Source organism: Flavobacterium hydrophilum (assembly GCF_003202405.1).
GTDB lineage: Bacteria > Bacteroidota > Bacteroidia > Flavobacteriales > Flavobacteriaceae > Flavobacterium > Flavobacterium hydrophilum.
On record NZ_QJHL01000002.1, the window covers coordinates 355,136 to 372,980 of the forward strand.

Annotated in this window: 12 protein-coding genes; 2 read left to right on the forward strand and 10 right to left on the reverse strand. The window is 36.1% G+C overall.

What is annotated here, in order from left to right; all coding sequences use genetic code 11:
• The 3 genes from DMB68_RS10720 to DMB68_RS10730 form a co-directional block, all read right to left on the reverse strand.
• The gene (locus tag DMB68_RS10720) at positions 1-2,943 is read right to left on the reverse strand and encodes a SusC/RagA family TonB-linked outer membrane protein (RefSeq protein ID WP_110346674.1); all 2,943 of its coding nucleotides are present in this window, start codon (positions 2,941-2,943) and stop codon (positions 1-3) included.
• A 260-nt stretch (positions 2,944-3,203) separates the two neighbouring features.
• The gene (locus DMB68_RS10725) at positions 3,204-4,847 is read right to left on the reverse strand and encodes a DUF6377 domain-containing protein (protein ID WP_110346675.1); all 1,644 of its coding nucleotides are present in this window, start codon (positions 4,845-4,847) and stop codon (positions 3,204-3,206) included.
• Positions 4,848-4,988: 141 nt separating this feature from the next.
• A complete protein-coding gene (locus DMB68_RS10730) occupies positions 4,989-7,958 on the reverse strand; it encodes a GDSL-type esterase/lipase family protein (RefSeq protein WP_110346676.1) in 2,970 nt (989 codons plus the stop codon).
• Between the two features lie 453 nt (positions 7,959-8,411).
• On the opposite strand from DMB68_RS10730, the gene DMB68_RS10735 reads away from it, so the two are divergent.
• Positions 8,412-8,756 carry a hypothetical protein gene (locus DMB68_RS10735; RefSeq protein ID WP_110346677.1) on the forward strand — a complete coding sequence of 115 codons (345 nt, stop codon included), beginning with the start codon at positions 8,412-8,414 and terminating at the stop codon, positions 8,754-8,756.
• Between the two features lie 260 nt (positions 8,757-9,016).
• Here the strand turns inward: DMB68_RS10735 and DMB68_RS10740 are convergent, their stop codons facing one another.
• The 3 genes from DMB68_RS10740 to DMB68_RS10750 are packed head-to-tail and all read right to left on the reverse strand — an operon-like array spanning position 9,017 to position 12,990.
• Positions 9,017-11,545 (reverse strand): TonB-dependent receptor, encoded by a 2,529-nt coding sequence (locus tag DMB68_RS10740; RefSeq protein ID WP_110346678.1) that lies wholly within the window; start codon positions 11,543-11,545, stop codon positions 9,017-9,019.
• Between the two features lie 3 nt (positions 11,546-11,548).
• Positions 11,549-12,445 carry a FecR family protein gene (locus DMB68_RS10745; RefSeq protein ID WP_110346679.1) on the reverse strand — a complete coding sequence of 299 codons (897 nt, stop codon included), beginning with the start codon at positions 12,443-12,445 and terminating at the stop codon, positions 11,549-11,551.
• A 23-nt stretch (positions 12,446-12,468) separates the two neighbouring features.
• A complete protein-coding gene (locus DMB68_RS10750; RefSeq protein ID WP_110346680.1) occupies positions 12,469-12,990 on the reverse strand; it encodes an RNA polymerase sigma factor in 522 nt (173 codons plus the stop codon).
• 365 nt (positions 12,991-13,355) lie between these two features.
• Here DMB68_RS10750 and DMB68_RS10755 point away from each other — a divergent pair, with 365 nt between their 5' ends.
• Positions 13,356-13,808, forward strand: coding sequence for a hypothetical protein (locus DMB68_RS10755; protein WP_110346681.1), 453 nt, complete (start codon positions 13,356-13,358; stop codon positions 13,806-13,808).
• Positions 13,809-14,049: 241 nt separating this feature from the next.
• On the opposite strand, the gene DMB68_RS10760 is transcribed toward DMB68_RS10755, so the two are convergent.
• From DMB68_RS10760 to DMB68_RS10775, 4 genes are all read right to left on the reverse strand, one after another.
• On the reverse strand, positions 14,050-14,826 hold the full coding sequence (locus tag DMB68_RS10760) for an SGNH/GDSL hydrolase family protein (protein WP_110346682.1): 777 nt from the start codon (positions 14,824-14,826) through the stop codon (positions 14,050-14,052).
• Positions 14,827-14,892: 66 nt separating this feature from the next.
• The gene (locus DMB68_RS10765; protein WP_110346683.1) at positions 14,893-15,675 is read right to left on the reverse strand and encodes a DUF3050 domain-containing protein; all 783 of its coding nucleotides are present in this window, start codon (positions 15,673-15,675) and stop codon (positions 14,893-14,895) included.
• A gap of 90 nt (positions 15,676-15,765) precedes the next feature.
• On the reverse strand, positions 15,766-16,944 hold the full coding sequence (locus DMB68_RS10770; protein WP_110346684.1) for an acyl-CoA dehydrogenase family protein: 1,179 nt from the start codon (positions 16,942-16,944) through the stop codon (positions 15,766-15,768).
• A gap of 172 nt (positions 16,945-17,116) precedes the next feature.
• Positions 17,117-17,824 (reverse strand): tRNA1(Val) (adenine(37)-N6)-methyltransferase, encoded by a 708-nt coding sequence (locus DMB68_RS10775; RefSeq protein ID WP_110346685.1) that lies wholly within the window; start codon positions 17,822-17,824, stop codon positions 17,117-17,119.
• Positions 17,825-17,845: the final 21 nt, after the last annotated feature.

The following is a 17,845-nucleotide window of genomic DNA, read 5'->3' on the forward strand; positions in this document are numbered from 1 at the left end:
TTAGAATGATACGTTAAAACCAAAGATTATAGTTCTGGATTGCGGATAAGTACCGTAGTCAATACCTCTTTCTGTATTGCTCCCGCCAAAAGCGTTTACTTCCGGGTCAAATCCGGAATATTTGGTAATGGTTATTAAATTTTCACCCGTTACGTAAAATCTTAAGTTTTCTAAATTCAGCTTATCGGTGATATTTTTACTAAAATTGTAGCTTAAAGAAACAGCCTTGAATCTTAAATAGGAGGCATCTTCAATAAAACGGGTAGAAATTCTTGAGTTATCCGTATTTCCAAAAGAAGCTCTTGGAATATAAGTGATATCTCCGGGCTGTCTCCAACGGTCTAATACTGCTGTACTCTGGTTTTTTGCATCAATCATACCTTCTGTTTCTATTCGGGTTGCATTTAGCATATCATTTCCATACGAACCTTCAAGAAAGACTTGTAAGCTTAATGATTTATAAGAAAAAGTGTTGTTTACCGAGAAATTGAAATCAGGATTGGCATCACCAATTATTCTTCTGTCATCTTCTGACGGAGTAAAAGTTGATACTCCATTTTTATCGATGTAATAACTGTTTCCGGTAGCCGGATCAACACCTCCGAAAACATATCCGAAGAAACTTCCCAATGGCAATCCTTTTTTAACTAAAACAGCTTCGCCTCTTCCGGAAATTGCTCCCAGATATAATTCTTCTCCGGACAAATTTCCAACCTCATTTCTGTTAAAGGAGATATTAAAACCAGATTCCCATTTAAAGGCAGAATCAAAGTTTACTGTTTTTAATCCTACTTCAAAACCTCTGTTTTGGACTTCTCCAACATTCTGAATTGCTTTATCAAATCCTGATGTTGTAGGAAGAGGGGCATTAAGTAATAAATCAGTTGTCTTTTTTGCATAAGCATCAGCCGTTAATCGTATTCTACCGTTGAATAATTCAAAATCGACACCTACGTTTGCCTGTGTTGATTCTTCCCATTTTAAACTTAGATTTTCTATTGTAGAAGGATAAGTACCTGGTTGTGTTGTTCCGCCAATTGGATAGTTGGCACCTGAACCAATTCTTCCTAAATAAGCATAGTTTGTAATCTGGTCATTACCTACAATTCCGTAACTCATTCTTAATTTTAAGTCACTGATGTATTTGTTGTCCTGAAGAAATTTTTCTTTAGAAATTTTCCACCCCACAGAAACGGATGGAAAATAACCCCATCTGTTGTTAGGACCAAAAACACTTGAACCGTCAGCTCTAAAGTTGGCAGTCAATAAATATTTATCATTAAAACTATAATTTACCCTGCTGATAAATGCCGTGTTTGATTTTTCAGATTTGTCTGCTTTTGCGGCAAAAAGCTCAGAACCGTTATTAGGTGTTTTTATTGATGCACTTGCAAAATTTCGGGTTTCAATACTGGAATTTTCATATTCAAATTTCTGCATTACAGTTCCAAGCAAGGCATCGAATTTATGCTTTTTCAGTGTTTTTGCGTAAGTCAGCGTGTTGTCAAAGATGAAATAATCAGTTTGGTTTGAATTTCTGATTGCCTGTCCTTTAAGTGCTTTTCCGTAACCGGTTCTAAATGGGTCAAGGAACGATTCATAAACTCCGCTTGAATTATCTATTCCGTAATTTGTTTTGAAAGTCAAATCCTTTGAAAGTTTAGCCTGCAAAAACAGATTAGCTAAAAATCGGGTGCTTTTATAACCTCTGTCTAAACCATCTGTACTGGCATATGGATTTTCCCAGTTTTGGAATGGATTATTTGTGAAACTTCCGTCTGCATTATAAATCCCTATTACCGATGGTGTAGTTAATGATCCAAGAAGTACACCGCCGGAATTTACACTGGTGTTGTCTTTAATATCAACATCCGAATATTTGGTATAGGAAATTCTGGTTCCTGCAGAAAGCCAGTTGTTTATCTTTTGGTCTAAATTGATTTTATAATTTATACGTTTCATTTCTGAGCTTCTTACTGCTCCATCCTGAGATAAATAACCTGCTGAAAGGTAGTAATTGGTATCATTGCTTTTTCCTGCAATTGACATTTGATGACTGGTTGAATTACCTGTCTGGAAGATTTCTTTTTGCCAGTCTGTATTTTTGTTATAAAGGTTCCAGTTCGTTGTAAGGCCTAATTCTTCTACTAAATCCCTGTATTGTTCTCCATTTAAAACCGGTAATGTTTTCCATGCCTGAGAAAATCCTGTATAGGTTTCGTACGTAATTCTTGGTTTAGATGAAGTTCCTTTTTTAGTGGTAAGTAATACAACACCATTGGCACCACTTGCTCCATAAATTGCTGCAGAAGCCGCATCTTTAAGAATTGTGATGCTTTCTACGTCTGCCGGATTTATTGATCTTGTGTCAGTTGTTGGTACACCGTCAACCACATATAAAGGTTCGCTGCCTGATAATATTGAACTTGTACCTCTGATGCGGATACTTAATCCCTGCCCGGGTTTTCCGGAACTGTTTAATACCTGGACTCCGGTTGCCTGTCCCTGAATTAAATTTCCAATTTGCGTGTTGGTTCTGTTTTTTAAATCATCACTTTTAATTAGCGATACGGAGCCTGTTAGGTCCTTCTTCTTTTGTGTTCCGTAACCAATAACAACCACATCGTTTAATTTTTCAATATTCTCAACAAGATTGATGTTTACTACGTTTTTACCATTTACGGGTATTTCTATAGTTTTCATTCCAATATAGGAGAAAACTAAAATGGCATTTTTGTCATCAACTTTTAGTGCATAGCTTCCGTCGACATCGGTTCTTGCTCCAAACTGAGTGTTTTTAATCAGGACAGAAGCGCCGGGAATCGGCATTCCAGTTTCATCTTTAACTGTGCCTTTAACTGTCTTTTCCTGTGAAGACATCGTAAAGCTTACCAATGTAAATAATACAGATAAAAATTTAATTTTTTGGGTGGTTAAATTCATAAAAATAATGTGTAAAATTCGGTTGTAGAACTGTTAGTTTTATGTTAACTAAATCATTTAGTTATTACAATTCCAAAAATACATATTGTTAGTGCTGATGAATTTAGGTGGTAATTAAAAAGTGGATTTTTGAGTTGGTTTTTTTTATTTAAAAAACTGTTTAACAATGCTTTGAGTAATTTTATTGTAAAAAAATAAGTGGTTAAAAGTATACTTTTTTTGACTTCTCAACAGGTTAATAGAATGTTAATGTAATAATTTTAGGCTATTTTTTTTACCTGATTCTCAAATTCTTCTCTGTTGATAGCGCTATTCTTAATTTTAACCCTGAAATTATAAATAGTGTTGACCGAGTAACGTAATATTTTTGATATTTTAGAACTATTAGTAATACCCAATCTGATGAGGGCATAAATCCTTAATTCGGTGTTTAAGATCTCATCATTGTTCTTTAATACGATTTGATCTTCTTCTTTTAATAATTTATTGAATTCTGTAATAAAGTTGGGATAGATCTGTAGGAAAGATTCATCGAAGTTTTTATAGAATAATTTTAATTCAGTATCAATTACCTGTTTAGATTTGGTTAAATCTAATAAATCGCGGGACTTGTTGGCTGTGATATATTTGGTAACCAGCTTTCGATACACATCCAGTTTGTCAATGTATTCAGAGTATAAGTTTAAGAAAGTTCCAATATAATGCACTTTTATATCATTAGACTTAGATAACAGCATGTAGAGATTATTCAAATCATCATTTTTGATATTCAGTTCTTTGTTTAATGAATTCAGTTGTTCATTAGCTTCTTTTAAATTGTTTCGGGCAAGAGAAATTTTGTTTTTTTGTTTGTACACATATACAACGACTGCCAGCAATAGCAATCCCAGTAAACTTATTAAAATAAGGAAAGTTTTTAATTTGAATTTTTGTTCGCTGCTTCTTAAATCATACGCTTTTGTAATAGATGTCAGGACGTTGGAAATGTTAACATACCGCAATTGCGAGTTGTAGAACTTCGCATCTTCCATAGAGAAGGAAATGAATTGATGTGCCTGGTCAATATCCTTTTCAGAATATAAAATCATGGCCAGATTAGATAAGGAGGCATTATCCTTTACGTTTGATTTTATGTCTGAAATGGCAGAAAGTATTAAAAACTTCTTCTGATTATCAACATCAGAAAGAAGCTCATAAAGTATGGATCGTTCAAATGTTACCATAGAATATTCTCTGGTGCCAATCTTTGTGTTTTTCAGGCGTTGCGTATTTATTTCCAATGCTTTAGGCAGCTTTCTCTCATCACGATATTTCTTTTCCAGAAGCGCCATGCTTTCTGCAGAACTAAGAGCAATTCTTTTAGAAAGTGAATCCTCATATTTATAATAAAGTTCTCTGTATTCGTTTTTGTTGATTTTTACCATCGTGTAAAAATTCAGGCCCGAATAGGCTTCTTTCTGATTGAAATAGTAAATATTCAGTAAATTGTCGTTGAGATTGGAGCGTTTGATATCTTTGAGAATATCCAGTGCTTCCTTGTATCGCCCTGAATCAACAAGAAGTCTGCTTAACTTTAATTGTGATTCAGATATCTTGTATTTATCCTTAAGTTTCTTCGCTATATCAAGATTTTTTTCAGTGAAAAGTAGTGCCCTGTCAAAACTGTAATATTGGTATTCGTCAATTATTTTGTTGATTATAAAGTACTGATTGTTTAAACTCGCTTTTTCATCTGTCAGCAATGATTTTAGATTTGCGATTTTATCTTCCTTCGTTTTTATATATATTTTGCTGTTACTGATTTCTTTTTGAAGTACGTTTATCAAAGAATCTACTTCGCTGTTAGCATAACCGGTATTCAGCGCAAGAATCAGGATAAGGGCAAAGAGTGATTTGTATTTCATGATGTGGTTATTGAGTCAGAAAGTCTATTTGTTTTAAACTTTTCAAAGTTAATTTTTTTTACTTTTTGAACTATAAAAATAGGCTATAATAAAAAAAAGGAAGTACAATGACTCCCTTTTTTTAACTGAATTATAAAGTTACTATTCTTTAATTATTTTGATGGTTGTATTGCCTTTATCCGAATAAATCTTCACAAAATAGATGCCTGAAGACAGCGAATGAGTGTTTATCGAATTGGAGTTCTTAACCGATTTTACAAGTATTCCGGTTGGGCTATACAATTCTAATTTTTCAATAGTTATATTGCCCGGATGGATTGTCAGTACTTCCTTTACCGGATTTATGTATTGCACTTCCGATTTCAAATGGAATTCGGGATTACCAAGCGTAAAACCCGAACTGTCAATAGTATTCGTGCTTTGGGCAAGATTGGTAAATGGTGTTGCATTTGTTCCGTCTAAAGGAGCGTATAATTCCAAACTGGATTTCAGCATTTGACTGTTGTTCAGGGCGGTAATTTCTTCTGCATTCATTCCCGAACGGTAGAAAAACCAGTTTCTGTATTGCAATGCCACAGGAGCATTAGCCGGATTTATCGAGAATGTTTTTGCTTCCAGATTTTCATCCAATGATCCTGAAAGTGTGTTGTCTGTATACAAAAATGATTTTCCACGGGCATAAAAATGGGTCAGCGTAATTTTGTGCCATTGATTGTTGTTTACTACTGCAGAGCTGGTAATGGTATTTCCAGAAGGCGATGTATACGTTACAGTTCCGTTAGCATTTACTGCTAATGTTCCGACTGCCGTTGTTGGTGTTGTAAATCTGGCAATTGTTCCTGCAGCAGTTAATTTCACGTCAAACGATACCGTAAAGGGATGAATGATATTCTCCGGCGTGAATTTTATAGGACCATAAGACGATGCATTGTTAATCGTTAATGTTGTTGCAGTAGTGATTTGCGGTTGTGGTTTTGACTGATCCAAAGCATCGAATAATGACGGAACCATTGCGTAGAAAAACTCAGTATGTCCGGCATCATTTGGATGTAAGTCATCACTCTTGTAACCTGTTGCCCATTGTCCTGCGCCATTGTCTATTGCACCAAGCATATTAACACTTGGAGCATTCCATTGGTGAATCAGCATATTAATCTGTTTGATATAGTTATAATCCGCAGTATTGTAATCTGCTCTTGTATAGTTGTTCATGATAACCGGAATCTTACCGTTTTGAATTGCTTTGTCAATCAGCAGAAGCATATTATCCCTGAATTGGTCATAGCTTGGCTGACCGTTTTCGTGAATACCTTCGTTACCAAGAGAAAGAGCATAAATAACATATTTGCTGCAGTTTCCTATCAGATCTTTTTCCCATCTGTTTAAAACAGCAACGGTGTTGTTTCCATTTACAGCAAGGTTAGAAGTCGACCAGTTTAGCCCGTCTCCAGATGTGAACCTGCTGTTAAGAAGCTGGCCGTATTTGTATGCATAACCCTGGTTAGAAGTCGCACCCTGACCATTGGAAACTGATGAACCCATAACTGAAATCTTAAGATTGTCAATTTGTGTACACTGAATGTCGTACGTATAATTTCTTAAGTTTAATGTAATCACGAAAGTATTGTACCCTAATCCAATATCCTGAACCGGAATGTTGTAGGTTGTGGCTTGTGATTCCATTATAACACTATTTGCCGAATTTTGTACCTTTTTCAGAATATAATTCCACGATGCATTTGCCTTGAATACAAAACGCGGACTTGTATCAGTATTTACAACATTCATATTTAAAGTTGCTGACCAGATTCCATTTCCCTTATAGCTTAGAGGCTCGTCACCGTCCCAGCTATTGGTAATTGTACTTCCCACAACGCTCCAGTTGATTGGAAGAATCGTGTAGGTATTGGTGTTAAGATTCACCGTAATAAGAACCGGACCAGTTTCTGCGGGATCAATCGCAGGTGCATTTAATGTTAGTGTTCCTGCCGAATTACTTCCGTAAACAGCTCCTGAAATATCCTGCGAAGTATAGAAATTAAATGTTCCTGAAGCCTTTAATGAAGTATAAATCTCATACACATTTGAAACCGCTCCGGACGTTCCGGTAACCATCTTCATTGGAATTGCCGTCGCGATGTTCGTCCCATTTTCCGTCGCTGTTCCGGAGAAATAAAGTGCCGTTCTCTGGTTGGAAACAGTAATTGTTTTTGAATTCGAAACTCCAGAATTCTGAGTGCTTGTCGCTGTTACGGTAACGGTTCCGTTTGTAATGGGCGTAAGAAGGCCATTTGTGCTTATTGTAGCAACATTGATATTGTCTACTGACCAGTTTACATTGGTAATCGTTGCATTTGATGGCGTAACGGCAACCGACATTTGTGAGGTTTGTCCGCTGACATTAATATCATTTCCATTTACAGTAAGTCCGGTGATGTTAACATTTGAGGCTGAATATTCCTCAATACGCATGCAGTTGAGATAGGCAAATCCTCCTGAGATAATTGACATGTTAATTGTTATTACTCCGGATGCATTTGGCGTAAGCAGGGGAGTAGCAAGAATTGTATTCAGGTTTCCTGTTCCTCCGTCACTCGTTTGTAATTGTCCGGTAAAGGTATTTGCTCCTGCAAATGCATATCCTGAAACCCTTACAGCGTTTGTAGGCCTTGACCCGAAGATGTTGAACTTATAGCTCTTTGAAGGATTCAGGTTTGAAATCGTAAGCTGTCCTGTCGTGTTGGCTGAACCTCCGGTTTCCAGATAAAAATAATCCTGTGTTGCTGAGCCAATTGCCAGATCTCCTAAATTGGCTTGTGTAGGCGCTGTCGGTCCATAATTATTAGCGGTATTGATTACAAAATTATCTGTAACCGTCATGGTATAACCTGTGTTTGCGTTTGCGGAATTGACCAGGGAAAGACTCGCTGCCAAAGCTCCGTTTGTAGCATTGTTCCAATAGTTCGCATTAGCATCCGGATTTGCGGTTATTCCTCCACCTGTTCCTCCGGTGGGACCAAAGTCAATGTACATTTTCTGATCTAAAGTCTGTGCATTAATCTGGAAAAAGCCCAGGCATAAACTTACTAGTAAAAGTAATTTTTGTTTCATGGTTATGGTATTTAGTTAGTAAATGAAATCAGATTTAAAACCTGAAATTTCATTTGCTAAGAAAGTTCATAATCCAACCGTAATTATTTTGAGTGGAAAAAAAGTAGTTATTAATGATATTTTTTAAAAGTCAAAATATTGATTAAATGAAAGTTATGTTTTTTTAAGCTTGTCAAAAAAGTATATCTGTTATCATAAAGATTTAACTATATAAAATTTATGAAACAGAAATTATTTGTTAAATGCCTCAATATAGATACTCGTTTTTAGGAATCATTTCTTTGAACTGCAGCCTTATTTCCGAAAATAGAGATACATTTTTCATTTACGTTACGATAGAATTTATGTTGGATTTCAGATATAATAAAATGGTTTTTGTATTTTGTTGTCTTATTACATGCCTGCGAAGTACATCTTGTGTTTCTTTTCGTGCATTTTAAATAATTCTGAACAATGAATAAAAGATACAGTTATCATTTTCGACCGGGTTATCAGTCCAAAGATCTTTTGATTGCTATTTTTGATGGTGCAGAAAATGAAACTTTCAATTCGGATTTTCTAAATGCAATTGCCGAAATCCGGCCAAAAATGATCGATATTCTTGATTTATGGATGAACAATGAAGTTTTAATGACTTTTGATTCTGATGCCGGGCAGTTTACAATTTCAAAAGATATCTGGGGTTTTGCTTTTATCATGGCCGAAAATAATCAGGAGGGTTTGCATCGTATCAATTCGATTTTAGAGCATTCAGTTTTGTTTGAAAAAGTTGAAGTTGATTTTGAAAATTATAAATAGGAAACCCAAACCTCTAATTTAGCCCCGATAGAAATGATATCCTTTTGTGGTCTCGTTTTTTTTACGAGATTACAAAAGATAAAATGGATAGCGGGACTAATGGTGTTTTGAAAACATATTTTCTGCTTCTTAAATTTTAAAACAAAAAGAGAATTGGGTATGAAATAATCATTTTCCAAATTACTTCAAGAAACACTTTTTGACAATAGACAGTAATTTTACACCTGTTTTCCAGATAAAAAACATGGCAATCATCGAAATTACAAAAAGTAAACTCGTACAAAAGCATTAAATGTATTTTCCAGGGCATTGATATTTACCTCTTCGATGGTTGAGTTTTGTGAGTTGATTCGGTAGCTTCGGTTTATGGTTTCTGAGGAATCAAGAAGGTTTTGTACAGAAATTCCAGCCTTGCATTTCATCTTCTCCGATAGCTTACTGGTGAAACTTATTGAGGCATTCAGCTGTAAATAGTCATTGAGCTGGCTGCTGTTTGGGTTTCGATATACAATCATTGGATTTTGGTTTTCATCAAATTCCGGAACACGGGAAGCAGGCTGAGTGTAGAATCTGCCTGACATCCAGCTTCCTCCTAAGGCAAATTGCCAGCGTTTGTTGTCGTAAATAAATCCACTTCTAACCGCATGTGGAACTTCCTGATTGCTTGTAAAGTCCTGATCGTGTAAGCGGTCAAACTCATATTCATTATTGTTGTACTGGTAGGTTACCCAGCCGGTAAAATTGCGCCATTGTTTTTGTACGAGCGTTTCGATACCATAAACGGTATATTTTCCCAAAGTATTGGCAAACTCAAACTCTCCCTGAAATCCCTGGCTTATACTATTGATCCCGCTTACTTTTTTAATAAAGGGCTCTGCAGTAAACAACCATTTACGCTTTTGGAAGTGTGCTGCAAAGGAGAGCTGTGAACTTTTGGTAACCGGAAGATTATCGCCGTTAGAAAGTGTCCATCTTCTTTTTTCCAGACCAAAGAAATTTTCCTGAAAATCAACAATCTGTTGTGTCGTCTGGCTTTTCATTTCGCCCTGTAATTCCAATGCAAAATCTTCAGTAAGATTGTAACGTATTAAAAAACGGGGTTCTGTGCGAAAGGTATGAAGGGTTTGAAAATAATTTTGGCGGATCCCGGCAGTCAGGAAAAATTGCTTATAGTTTGTATCAGCCTGAGCATACACAGCGTGGGAGAGGAGATGTTCTTTACTGTTTTGAAGTTCAAAAGTATTATCGTTATTGGTGTTGTCAATATTCGTATGATTAAGCTGATAGCCCAGCTGGAGTGAGAAATTTTTGCTTCCTGCAATGCTGTGATGTATTCGGAGGCCTTTATCCAGTATTCTATTCTCCTGTTTAAGAATTCGGTTACTTTCTATAAACATATCACGTGAATCAATACTGTAATTGGTGTAATGCAATGTTAATTCAGTTGCATCACCCGATTCCCATTTGGTAGAAAAACAGGCATTTCCGGCTATTGTCTGCTGGTCCAGTTTGCTTCTTTCATCGATAGGTCCATTACTGTCTGCAATACTTTGGTTAACGTTAAGTTCGTTGGAGATTAGGATGGAATTTATCCGAAGTTCGGAACGCTTGCCTATTTTTTGCCTGTACTGACCGGTAATGTCATAGAAATAGAAATCCTCGGAACTTTTATAATCGATATCCTCATCAATAAACAAGTTGGTGATTTTAGTATTCTGGAAAATACGTTTAAAATAACTCTTATATGTGGGCGAAGCAAAATAATCGGTTATGGATCTTCGGGCGCTAAATTGCCAGTCTGCCTTTTCGGAAGTTTTAAATGAAGTATTGAAATCGATATTCAGCATATTGATACCTAAGGAACTTTCGTAGAAATCGCCTGATTCAGGCAGCGTTTCTATAATTACGGTGCCGGATACTGCCTGTCCGTATTGAGCAGGACTTGCATTTTTATAGACAGTAAAGGACTGCGAAAGATTCGGATTTAAGGCAGAGATTAGACCAAAAAAATGTCCTGTCTGGTACAATCGTATACCATTCCAAAGAAACAGGTTCTGGTCGTGTGTGCCTCCTCGGAAACTGATGTTTGAAACGGTTTCATCAAGGCTTACGGCACCGGGTAATTGCTGAATGGTCTGAAACACATCCGGTTCTGTCATGCCCGGAAGTATCCCGGTATTTTTAGATTCGATTTTGTAGCTTCCATCTCCATCTTTTTTAATACCGCGTGTTAATAAATGCATAATCTGTACTTCAGAGAGCTGGGCGATATGAACAGACAGTTCAATTGTAGTTGTTCCTTCTTTTGCAAAGTTGCTTATCGCTACGGTTTTATCATTGTAACCTACATGCGAGATGTGCAGGTTTTTGTCATTGGAACTAAAGAAACAAAAACGACCCTCTGCATCTGATTGTGTGGATTGTTTCGGCCCTAATGCTATCGTAGCAAAGGGAATGGGTTCTTTTGTATCGGCATCTAATAAAAGGCCGCACAATTGTGAAGATTTGACCTTTGCCGGTTTGATAACAATATAATGATCAGAAATGCGATTAAAAACAAGGCCTGTTTCTAAGGCAAGTTTGGCAATGATTTCCTGTGTACTGCCCTGAGGGATAGCAGTAACCGTTGCATTTGCAATATCGTGCTCAATATAATTAAACTTTATATGGTATCTGGACTCAATAGATTGTAAAGCTTCGCGTAAAGATATGCGAGTCCTGTCCTGCTGGGCATTTGATATCCAACAGGTTAAAAATAAGACACATAATAATAAAGCTTTTTTAGACAATTTTTACTTATTCATTAATTCATAACTGCCATTTGCGAGTTGGGTTCTCTTAAGGTTAAAGGTCTCTTCAATAATCTGGAGGGCTATATCTAAATTATCTGCGGGTACAGTTCCAGTATATTCTTTGTTGGTGTGCACTTTATTTGCTTTAATTGTAACATTATATTTGCGTTCTAATTCAGCAGTAACTTCATTGAACAAATCAGCACGAAAAACAATTTGATTGGCTGTCCATTCAGGCTGGCTTACATTTACTTTGTTTACAAGCCAGCTGCCTTTATTTATGGTAACTATTTTGCCAGGGGTAACTATTTCTTCCTTATTTTTTTCACTAACCCTTACCTTGCCTTCATAACAGGCTACATCCATTCTCTTGCTGCGTGACCGCACATTAAATTGTGTTCCTAAAACCTGAACCATTCCGTTTGGTGTTATGACACTGAATTTACTCCCTTTTACAACTTTAAAATAGGCTTCTCCTGTTAGACTAAGCGTTCGGTTTTCTTTCCAGTCTGATTTATCAAAATTGATTTCCGAATCAGAATTCAGGCTGACCTGAGATCCGTCGGGCAATAAAAATGCTTTCTCTGTTCCTCTGGCTGCATAAATGGATGTTTTGGAATCTTTTAAGAATAAAAATCCAATTCCTGTGAATAATAGCAGCATTGCCGCCGCCGCTATCCATTGAAAAGAATGCTTTTGGAACAATGATTTCTTTTTAGGCGCGGCTAAAACGGTTTGCAGCATATTACCTGGTTCTCTCTGCAATACACTCAGTTGTGCGGAATGTTCTTTTATTTTTTCAAACATTTGCCAGTCAATATCTTTGCCCAAAGCCTGTTTTTCTTCTTCAGACAAATCATTGCTAAGCAAACGTGATAAATAATGATCCTCTTTCATAACGTACTATTTTTTGTTTTCAGTTACCTGAAATTTTCTATGTTTTTCTTTAAGGCAAGCATGGCCAGATGAAGCCTTTTTTCTACTGCTTTTACGCTAATTCCTAATGTGGCTGCAATTTCTTTTTGAGGAATCTTATCAATACGGTGCATTAAAAACGCTACTTTTTGTGTTTCGTTAAGATCATCAATTGCTTTTAACAGTTTTTGTCTGAATTGTTCTTCTTCCAATACAAACTCAGGGCTTTCGTTGGTCGCTATAACAGGCTGTGATTGCTGCACATAGTTAAGAACTACTTTTTGATGGGCGACCACTTTTAGCGATTTGTTAAATGCTACCGTGTAGAGATAAGATTTTGCCTTTTCCCATGGAACACTGCTGCAGTTTTGCCATAATTTGATAAAAGCTTCCTGTGCAGTATCATACGCCTGTTCTTCGTTGCCAAATTTATAGTATAGAAAATTACGGAGCGCTCTTTCGTGGCTTTTAAAAAATAGGGAAAAATGATTTTCGCTGCAGGTATTGTAAATTTCTTTTTTAGACATAAATGTATCCTTGATATACCTATAACCTCCGGTCCGGTTAAATCCCTACCAGAAAATTAAATAAATATTTTTGGGTTGGGATGCTGGTATAAATTGGGGGTTAAATTGAGATGCAAAGATAAGGGAACGCTGATTAGCTTTGTTTAATAAAACGAATTCAATAATTAATTTGCCTGATAAGTCTAAAGAGATTTCCACTATTTAAAAGGCTTTCGTAACGATTTTTATTACCGATGAAAAAAAAATAATATTTTTTGGTAGGGATGAGAATAAGCCAGGGGTTATAGATACAGAAGCACGCAAAGACAACGAAACAGTCTTTGTGAATTTAAAAAAAACAGAATATTAAATTAAATTATTTTATCATGACAAAAAAAATTTTTGCATTAGCCCTTTTAGCTGTAAGTGTTTTAACCACTTCTTGTGACAATGAAGATGACAAATCACTTAATACAGATCCTACGCCTGCGACTTCTGTTCTTTCAGTTGGTACCTGGAGAGTTACAAAATTTGAAGATCGCGGAGTTAACAAAACTGCCGATTTTGCCGGCTATAACTTTACTTTTAGCAATGGAAATGTATTAGCTGTAAACGGAAATGACCAAAGCTATTCAGGATCATGGTCGGTTACATCAGATGATGAACGCGATACGCCGCCGGATACAGATCTGGATCTGAATCTTTATTTTGCCAACCCGCAAAGTTTTAGAATTCTTAACGAAGATTGGGATATTATTAGCATTAGTGATACAAAGGTTGAAGTTGCTGATATAGATGATGATGGACCTTCAGACTATTTAGTGTTTGAAAGGAACTAATTTATAATAAGGATTGCAATTTTAATTCTCAAACTCCCGTCGATGATGGGAGTTTTTGCTTTTTCAGATATATCATTAAAAGTATAAATGATTATTTGTAAATTAATGAATAGAATTTCTATATAAGCCCCAATAGAAATGATATCCTTTTGTGGCGGGTTTCGCCACAAAAGATAAAATGGATAGCGGGACTAAAGGTGTTTTGGAAACAGATTGTCTGCTTCCTAAAATTAATAAATATCTAATCCTGCAATGCTATTTTGACTTTAGGTAAAATACGTTCAACAAACGCAGCATAAGCAGATTCCGAAGGATGTAAGCCATCTGAAGCAACTAAATTTGGATTGCTCAGTCCTTGTCTGGTAATGTCAGTAATGTTTACAAAAACTATTGCATTTGCCTTGCAATAATTCTCAGCAAAGGCGTTGTACTGATTTATTTCTGTGGAGATTTTTGTTTTTTGGCTATCGCTTAAATTTTTAGCATAAGGGGTGTAAGCATAGTCAGGAATCGAAACTACGATTACGTTTTTTTTATCGCCTTTTGCCAATGAAATTGCTTTGGTTGCTAATTCCGGAAATTCTTTTTCATACAGCGAAAAATCTCTTCCCTGATATTGATTGTTAACCCCAATTAATAAAGTAACCAAATCATAATTTGATTCGGGTTTCTGAGTGTTTATGGCTGAAATTAAATTTGTGGTAGTCCAGCCTGTAGTGGCAATTACTTTTAATGAAAGGTTAGTATCGGTATAAAACATTTTTAAGCTCGTTTTGAGCTGTTCGGGAAATCGGCAGGTTTCGCAGACGCTTTGACCAATAGTATAACTGTCGCCTAAGGCTAAATAGTTTATTGATTTAGCAATTGGTACAGTTGGAATTTCCGGGTTCGGGACTGTTGTTGGAGGCGTAACAGGCTCGCGCGTAACAGCCGTTTCTGAAGGTGTTTCTTCTGTACTGCAGCTTAAAAGGAATATGGATAGAATAACGACAACTATTTGTTTAAAATGTGGTTTCATAATTTGTTTAAAATTAGATTCGGACTTCTTTAAACAAATAGTTACGTTAAAAGGTGTATTTTGGTTTTAAACCATCTCAGTTTTCATAAGAATTTCTTCTTCAATGGCATTCCAGAGTCCGATGCGTTTTTCTAAAGCCAAAATGGAAACTTCTTCCACATCTGACCATTTTTGAGCATCATCTTCGCATAAATCCGTAATCATTTGCATGGCCATTGGTCCGTGCTCATCTGCATCCAATTCAATATGTCTTTCGAAATAATAAAGTAACTTGCTTAAATCAGTTTCAGGCAGGTTTTTTTGAAAGTTTTTCAGGATTTCCGTAAACATACTTGGAATTAAATCTTCTCTTCCAAAAGTAAACGCAGCAGCAATTTCATGAGGCTTTCCTTGTTCAATAACCCGAAAGGTGAAATCTAAAAATGATTTAATATCCGGATGCAATGAACTTTGTTTTATGGCAACAAAAATATTATGCAGCGAATTTACTTCAGATAAAAACTTGTTGATTCCTGTAGTATCAGCACCACAATCTTCCATAGCCTCAAGATACATTTCGTAATGGCTTTGCCTTCTTCCGTCAATAGTCAAATCAGTTTCTTCAGCAAGAACAATTTCGTTGATTAAATATCTGGTTTCAGGATTTTTTGTTGGAAACCAAGGTGTAGTTGTACAGGTAAGTTTAGCCTGCAAAGCCTTCAATAATGACATAAAGTCCCACACTGCAAAAACATGACTTTCTAAAAAACGGTGTAAGTCATCAATGCTTTGAATTTTATTATACAAAGAATGCTGCAAAAGCACATCCTTTTGAGGCTGAATGCGATTGTTGATGGTTTCAATATTCATAAAAGGTGGTATTTTTTGTAAATATAAAAAAGCTTCCCGATTAGAAGAAGCTTTTTGTATTGATTTTCAATATATTTTAATAGAGACTTATTATTTGAATGCTGAAATTCCGGTTACATCCATTCCGGTTATCAATAAGTGAATGTCGTGAGTACCTTCATAAGTAATCACGCTTTCCAGATTCATCATGTGTCGCATTATCGAATATTCGCCTGTAATTCCCATTCCGCCTAACATTTGTCTGGCTTCACGTGCAATATGAATCGCCATGTCGACATTATTTCTTTTTGCCATCGAGATTTGTGCGGTAGTTGCTTTTCCTTCGTTTCTTAAAACTCCTAAACGCCAGGTTAATAATTGCGCTTTAGTGATTTCGGTAATCATTTCGGCTAATTTTTTTTGCTGTAATTGCGTTCCTCCGATAGGTTTTCCAAACTGGATTCTTTCTTTGGCATAACGTAAAGCTGTGTCGTAACAGTCCATTGCAGCACCAATCGCTCCCCAGGCAATTCCGTAACGTGCCGAATCTAAACAGCCAAGAGGTGCGCCTAATCCGGATTTATTAGGCAATAAGTTCTCTTTAGGAACTTTTACGTTGTCAAAAATCAGTTCACCGGTAGATGATGCACGAAGTGACCATTTGTTATGAGTTTCGGGAGTTGAAAATCCTTCCATACCGCGTTCTACGATTAATCCATGAATTCTGCCTTCTTCATTTTTAGCCCAAACTACCGCAATATCTGCAAACGGAGCATTCGAAATCCACATTTTGGCACCATTTAAAAGATAATGGTCTCCCATATCCTTGAAATTGGTAATCATACTTCCGGGATCAGAACCGTGATCCGGCTCGGTTAAACCAAAACAGCCCATAAATTCACCAGTTGCCAGTTTGGGTAAATATTTCATTCGTTGTTCTTCATTTCCGTATTTCCAGATAGGATACATTACTAAAGAAGATTGTACTGATGAGGTAGATCGTACGCCGGAATCTCCGCGCTCAATTTCCTGCATAATCAAACCGTATGAAATCTGGTCTAATCCCGCACCTCCATATTCAATCGGAATGTAAGGACCAAATCCGCCAATTTCTCCAAGGCCTTTTATAATCTGTTTTGGAAATTCGGCTTTTTGAGCATATTCTTCAATAATAGGAGAAACTTCCCTTTTAACCCATGCACGTGCAGACTCGCGAACCAGTTTGTGTTCATCTGTTAGTAAATCATCAAGATTGTAATAATCCGGGGCTTGAAATAAATCAGGTTTCATGGTACGATAGTTTTATTGTTACAAATCTACATAAAGAAATATAACAAAACTAATAGTTAATGTTGTAAAAATTAATTTAAAATAAAACTATCCAACTTCTTTAGAGGTTGACAAGTAAGTAAATAAGATTTTTTAATGGATTTTGAATCACATGGCGATTAAAAATGAAGGATTACATTTTGAGGTAAAAATCTTTTGTCAATTCAATATATTCCGGTGTATACACATGTCGGTCGATTTCAATAACCAATTCATTGATTTCAGCTTCCTGATTTTCATTTCTGCTAAAAGCGAGTAAACTTCTTTTAATTTCTGAAGTTGGAGTTCCCTTTACGCGTGTAATTTTGGCTGGATATAATTCAGATTCTTTGGCTAAAGCAATAAAGCTTTTTTCTTCTTTGAATGGAAGAATTATAGCAAATATTCCGTTTTCAGATAGGAATAAATCAGCAGCTTCAATCAAATCTTCAAAAGGCATAGCGTCCTGAAAACGTGCCAAATCACGTTGTTCGTTTGATGTTTTATAATCTTCGGAATAAAAGGGCGGATTGGAAACAATCAAATCGTATTCGTCTTCCGGTTCGTCAATAAATTCATCTAATCCTGCATGAAAGCAGAATAAACGATCCCCCCAGGGAGAATTTTCAAAATTTTCTACTGCTTGTTCGTAGGCATCTTCATCAATTTCAAGTGCATCGATTTGCTCTGCATGCGTTCGCTGAGCAAGCATTAGAGCAATAATTCCAGTTCCTGCGCCAATGTCTAAAATACTAAACGGATTATTAGAAATTGGAGCCCACGCACCCAATAAAACACCATCTGTTCCAACTTTCATAGCGGTTTTATCTTGTTTAACAGAAAATTGTTTGAACTGGAACATTTTTTATTGTTTGAATTTAAT

Coding starts and splice junctions, on each gene's coding strand:
- DMB68_RS10720 (WP_110346674.1), bottom strand. CDS start 2,943: ATGAATTTAACCACCCAAAAAATTAAATTTTTATCTGTATTATTTACA.
- DMB68_RS10725 (WP_110346675.1), bottom strand. CDS start 4,847: ATGAAATACAAATCACTCTTTGCCCTTATCCTGATTCTTGCGCTGAAT.
- DMB68_RS10730 (WP_110346676.1), bottom strand. CDS start 7,958: ATGAAACAAAAATTACTTTTACTAGTAAGTTTATGCCTGGGCTTTTTC.
- DMB68_RS10735 (WP_110346677.1), top strand. CDS start 8,412: ATGAATAAAAGATACAGTTATCATTTTCGACCGGGTTATCAGTCCAAA.
- DMB68_RS10745 (WP_110346679.1), bottom strand. CDS start 12,445: ATGAAAGAGGATCATTATTTATCACGTTTGCTTAGCAATGATTTGTCT.
- DMB68_RS10750 (WP_110346680.1), bottom strand. CDS start 12,990: ATGTCTAAAAAAGAAATTTACAATACCTGCAGCGAAAATCATTTTTCC.
- DMB68_RS10755 (WP_110346681.1), top strand. CDS start 13,356: ATGACAAAAAAAATTTTTGCATTAGCCCTTTTAGCTGTAAGTGTTTTA.
- DMB68_RS10760 (WP_110346682.1), bottom strand. CDS start 14,826: ATGAAACCACATTTTAAACAAATAGTTGTCGTTATTCTATCCATATTC.
- DMB68_RS10765 (WP_110346683.1), bottom strand. CDS start 15,675: ATGAATATTGAAACCATCAACAATCGCATTCAGCCTCAAAAGGATGTG.
- DMB68_RS10770 (WP_110346684.1), bottom strand. CDS start 16,944: ATGAAACCTGATTTATTTCAAGCCCCGGATTATTACAATCTTGATGAT.
- DMB68_RS10775 (WP_110346685.1), bottom strand. CDS start 17,824: ATGTTCCAGTTCAAACAATTTTCTGTTAAACAAGATAAAACCGCTATG.